General features: G+C 71.7%; 3 protein-coding genes. All 3 read left to right on the forward strand.

Features of this window, described 5'->3' with window-relative positions:
- Positions 1–228 precede the first annotated feature (228 nt).
- The 3 genes from HD597_RS16665 to HD597_RS16675 are packed head-to-tail and all read left to right on the forward strand — an operon-like array spanning position 229 to position 5,286.
- Entirely contained in the window at positions 229–3,339 is a 3,111-nt protein-coding gene (locus tag HD597_RS16665) for a non-ribosomal peptide synthetase (RefSeq protein ID WP_253743197.1), read from the forward strand.
- 22 nt (positions 3,340–3,361) lie between these two features.
- Positions 3,362–4,633: a Zn-dependent hydrolase gene (locus HD597_RS16670; protein ID WP_253743199.1), complete on the forward strand. Its 1,272-nt coding sequence runs from the start codon at positions 3,362–3,364 to the stop codon at positions 4,631–4,633.
- 32 nt (positions 4,634–4,665) lie between these two features.
- On the forward strand, positions 4,666–5,286 hold the full coding sequence (locus HD597_RS16675; RefSeq protein WP_253743201.1) for an LOG family protein: 621 nt from the start codon (positions 4,666–4,668) through the stop codon (positions 5,284–5,286).
- Positions 5,287–5,511 lie beyond the last annotated feature (225 nt).

Below are 5,511 nucleotides of genomic sequence, written 5' to 3' on the forward strand. Positions count from 1 at the left end.
TCACGACTTTCTTATCGATTTGCTCGGTTCCGCTTCAGCGGCTTTTCCGCCCCGCGGGCGTTTCGCGGGTGTCGCGCTCCGATCGCAGGAGCTGTCGCCGGAGGAACGGCGAGAAATTCTACGTAGCTGTAGAAGGCGAGTATGAGAATGAGCGACACGTCCACGGACAACAGGCCGGCAGGCGGCCGGGAAAGTGCCGGCACAGCCGCACCCGAACCGTTCTCGCTCGTGCGGAGCGGGGACCGGGCCGAGCTGCCGCCTGGGCTTTCCGACGCCTATCCCATGTCCGCGCTGCAACTGGGCATCGTCTACCACACGCTTTCCGGAGAAGGGGAGACACCCTACCTGAACTCCTGCGGTTCGCGCGTGCGCGGGCTCGGGCTCGACCTGGAGGTGTTCGATCGAGCGGTCCAGGACGTGGTGGACCGGCACGCCGTCCTGCGGACCTCCTTCGACCTGACCGCCTACGGCGAGGCGATGCAGCTCGTGCACGCGGCGGCGACCGTGCGGCGCGAGGTGCACGATCTGCGTGACCTGCCCGAGCAGGAGCGGGAGCGCCGGCTGCGCGCCGACGGGCGCCGGCCGTTCGATCTCGCCGAGGCGCCGCTCCTGCGCTGCGTGCTGCACCGCCTGGCGGAGGACGAGTTCCAGTGCACCGTGGTGTACCACCAGGCCGTTCTCGACCGGGACAGCCTGCTCCGCGTGCTCGACGAGACGCTGAGCCGGTACGCGGACCTGCTCGCCGATCCGGGCGCCCCGGCCAACGCCGCGCCACCCTCCGGGGCGTTCGCGGAGTACGTCGCGGCGGAGCGGGCGGCCGTCGACGACGCGGAGCACGCCAAGCGCTGGCAGGACCACCTCTCCGGCTACGCCCCCAAGCCCCTGCCCGCGGGCGGCGCCACGGCGTACGGGTCGATCGAGTCGCCCGTCCCGGACGGCGTCGGCGACGCGCTGCGCGAGCTGAGCGGCGAGGCGGGCGTGCCGGTCGAGCACGTGCTGCTGGCGGCGCACCTGAAGGTGCTGAGCCTGCTGACCGGCGACGGCGACGTCGCCACGGGGGTGGCCATGCGGCCACCCCAGAGCGCCCACGAGGCGCACGGGGCCGCGGGCGTCTTCCTCAACGTCCTGCCGATCCGGGTGGACGTGCGGGGCGGGCGATGGCTGGACCTGGTGCGCCGCGTGTCCGGCCAGGTGCGGGCGATGCTCCCGTACAGCGGATACCCGCTGGCCCGGATCGTGCCGGACACGGGCGGCGCCGAGCTGTTCGACTCCATGGTCGACTTCAGTGACACGCCTGTTCCGATCACCCATCGCATCGAGCCCAACGACCTCACCCTCTCGGCGCGGTTCCTCCGGGACTCCCGCACCGGGCGGCTGACCCTGGCGCTGGACCACCGGCGGCTGGACGACGAGCAGGCGACGGTGATCCGCGACTACTACCTCGCGACGCTGAGGGCGATGACGGTGCCGGACGACCGGCACGAGTCGTTCTCGCCGCTGAGCGCCGCGGAGCGCAGGCGCATGCTGGTGGACTGGAACGGACCGGCACGCGACTACGCGCGGGGCTGCCTGCACGAGCTCATCGAGCGGCAGGTGCGCCGGACCCCGGACGCGCTCGCGGTGCTGAGCGACGAGGCCCAGCTCACCTATGCCGAGCTCAACGCCAGGTCGAACCGGCTCGCGAGGGAGCTGCGCGACCTCGGGGCCGGGCCGGAGTCCGTGGTCGGCGTGCTCGCCGAGCGGGACGCGGACATGATCGTCACCTTGCTCGGCGTGCTCAAGTCCGGCGCCGCCTACCTGCCGCTGGACCCGGGCTACCCGGAGGAACGGCTGCGCTACCTGCTCGACGACGCCCGGGCCCGCCTCGTCGTGACCAGATCCCACCTCGCGCCCCGGCTGCCGGAGGGCGGCTGGCGGGTCCTGCGCACCGACACGCGGGCCGCGGACATCGCCCGCCACCCCGCCGACGACCTCCCCCCGCTGAGCACACCCGCCAACCTGGCGTACGTCATCTACACCTCCGGCTCGACCGGCCGGCCGAAGGGCGTCCAGGTCCCGCATTCCGGCCTGGTCAACTACCTGAACTGGTGCGTCGAGGGGTACGCGAGCCGGGGCTCCGGCGGAGCACCGGTGTTCTCCTCCTTCTCCTTCGACATGATCGTGCCCAACCTCTACACCCCGCTGATCATGGGCGAGCGCGTCTGCATGCTGCCGGAGGAACTGCCGGTGCACGAACTGGGCTCCCGCCTGGAACGGCTGGCGCCGTTCAGCTTCATCAAGATGACCCCGGGCCACCTGGACCTGCTTTCCGAAGTGCTCGGACGGTCCGCGGCCAGGAACCTGGCCGGCACCCTCGTCGTCGGCGCGGACGCCTTCCCCAGCCGCAATCTCGCCGGCTGGCGGCGGCTGGACCCCGACACGGTCGTCCTCAACGAGTACGGCCCGACGGAGGCCTCGGTGGGCAACACCATCTTCCACACCCGGCGCCCCGTCGAACGCGACCTGCTCCCCATCGGGCGCGCCATCCCGAACACCACCATGTACGTGCTGGACGCGGCGATGAACCCCGTACCGGTCGGCGTCACGGGAGAGCTGTTCATCGGCGGGGAATGCGTGGTGCGCGGCTACGCCGGCCGGCCGGCGCTGACGGCGAGCCGTTTCCTGCCCGACCCCTTCGGCGAGCGGGCCGGTGCCCGGATGTACCGCACCGGTGACCTGGGCAGATGGTTGCCGGACGGCAACCTCGAGTTCCTGGGCAGGGTGGACGACCAGGTGAAGCTGAACGGCTACCGGGTCGAGCCGGGCGAGGTCGAGAACGTGCTGGCCACCCATCCGGCCGTCGCGCGGTCGGTGGCCGCGATCCTCGGCGAGGGCTCCCAGCGCCGGCTGGTCGGCTACTACGTGCCCCAGGCGGAGGTCGGCGAGGAGGAGCTCATGGCCTATCTCGCCGAGCGGGTGCCCGGCTACCTGCTGCCCTCGGCGCTGCACGCCATCGAGGCCGTGCCGCTCAACGCGAACGGAAAGGTCGATCGCAAGGCCCTGCCCGATCCCCGGGAGCGGAGCGGACCGGCGGCGGCCACGTTCACCTCGCCCCGCACCCCCACGGAGGTGGCGCTGGCCGCCATCTGGGAGGACCTGCTCGGAGTGTCGCCGATCGGCGTGGAGGACGACTTCGCCGCCCTGGGCGGTGACTCGATCCTGGCCACCAGGATGGCGTTCAGGATCAGGCAGGACCTCCGTCTCGACGTCGCGATGGCGGACATCCGGGGCAGCCGCGACCTGGCGGAGCTGGCCGGACGCCTGACCTCCCCGGCGGCGAACCCGCCGGCGGATCGGTGAGGGCCCGATCATGGGAGACGACGTGAAGACGCGTTCGGCCCAGACCCTGCGGGTCGCCGGCGATCGGCTGGTGGCCAACATCCGGGCCCTCGGCGCGATCGGCGCCACGGCCGGCGGCGGCGTCACCAGGCTCGCCTTCACCGCGGAGGACGCCCGCGGGCGGGAGCTGGTGCGCGACCTGATGACCGAAGCCGGGCTGCGGACCTGCGTCGACAGCGCGGCGAACATCATCGGGCACCGGCCGGGAGAACGCCCGGACCTGCCGGCGCTCATGCTCGGGTCGCACATCGACACCGTGCCCGACGGCGGCGCCCTCGACGGCGCGTACGGAGTCCTGGCGGCCATCGAGGTCGCCCGCGCGCTCAACCAGCACGGCACCCCGCTGGCCCACCCCCTCGCCGTCGTGGCCTTCAACAACGAGGAAGGCGCGTTCGGCACCCGGGGAATGTGGGGGGCGCACGCGATGGTCGGCGCGCTCGACGAGGCCGACCTGACCGCCGTGGACGATCGCGGCAGGCTCGTGGCGGACTCGCTGGCCGACATCGGAGGGGACCCCGCCCACCTCGACCGGGCCGTGTGGCGCCCTGACCAGGTGGCGGCCTACCTGGAGCTGCACATCGAACAAGGCCCGGTGCTGGAGAGCCGCGACGTCCGGATCGGGGTGGTGGAGGCCATCACGGGCCGTTCGACGCTCACCGTCTCCGTGCGCGGCAAGGCCTCGCACGCCGGGACCACGCCGATGGAGCTGCGCCAGGACGCGCTCGTGGCGGCGGCGCACGTGATCCTCGCGGTGGGCGGCCTCGCCCACCCCCACGGCCCGGTACGGGTCGCCACCGTCGGGGCGCTCTCGCTGGCCCCCAACGCCTGGAACGTCGTCCCCGGAACCGTCACGCTGCAGGTGGACCTGCGCGACGTGTCCGACGCCGCCACCCGGCAGGCGATCGCGCGGCTGCGGGGCGAGCTCCTGGACATCGCCATGAGGACCGTCACCACGATCGAGGTGACGGACCAGCACGGCGTGACCGCCATGTCCTGCGACGCGGGCCTGCGGGACGTCATCGCCGAGGCGAGCGAGATCCTCGACCTGAGCCACCTCTCCCTGCCCAGCGGCGCCGGCCACGACGCGCAGATCATCGGGCGCATCGCACCGATGGGCATGATCTTCGTGCCCAGCAAGGGTGGCGTCAGCCACGCGCCGGAGGAGCACAGCGCCGACGACGACCTGATAGCGGGCGCGAACGTGCTGCTCCAGTCCGTACTCACCTACGACGAAAGATACGGCCGGGCCTTCTGATTTTTCTTGCGCTGATTCGTTGGGAGCAGAGTATGTTGAACGGTCCTTCCCAGGGCAGAGCCATCGCCGTCTTCTGCGGCGCCCGCGCGGGCGCCCGCGCGCATTACCTGCACGTGGCCGGAGAGTTCGGCGCCGCACTGGCGCGACGCGGTGCGGGGCTGGTCTACGGTGCCGCCGGCGTCGGCATCATGGGAGCGGTCGCCAGTGCCGTCACCACGGCCGGCGGAGCCGTGACAGGCGTGATCCCGCACCATCTGTACGAGCGGGAGAAGCCCGAGCTCGCGAGCGGCAACATCTACGTCGTCGGGACCATGCACGAGCGCAAGGCGCTCATGTACGACCTGTCCATGGGCTTCGCGGTCCTGCCCGGCGGGCTCGGCACCCTGGACGAGCTGATGGAGGTCGCCACCTGGAACCAGTTGCGGATCCACGAGAAGCCCATCGTCCTGCTCAACCAGGCGGGCTTCTTCGACCCGCTGGTCACCATGCTGGACCACGTGGTCGCCGAGGGCTTCCTCACGCAGGAGGAACGGGCCGCCATCCGCGTCACGGCCGACATCGGCGACGCCCTCGACTGGCTCGGCCTGCCCGTCACGCCGGCCCCGCTGGAGGAGAGCCCGGCCGGGCTGGAGCCGGCCCAGCCGGTGGTGTGACGGCGGGCGTTCAACCGCGGCCCCGGCGCAGTTGAACGCCGGCCAATGGCGCGGCGAATTCGTGGCATTGTTCAGGCGCGGAGGCGTACGCCATAGTGGACCCCGGTGAAACGGCGGGACAGTGCGGTGCGCTTTCGCCGCCCCGCCATTTTTTATGACATTGTTCGAGCGGCTTTCCCGTCCCCCCGAAAACGTCACTGGACAACGTGAGCAAAAGGGGTCTTG

This window comes from Nonomuraea thailandensis (assembly GCF_024172165.1).
Taxonomy (GTDB): Bacteria; Actinomycetota; Actinomycetes; order Streptosporangiales; family Streptosporangiaceae; genus Nonomuraea; species Nonomuraea thailandensis.

Excerpts from the sequence above, each read along its gene's own strand:
- HD597_RS16675 (WP_253743201.1), top strand. The coding sequence starts at position 4,666 with ATGTTGAACGGTCCTTCCCAGGGCAGAGCCATCGCCGTCTTCTGCGGC.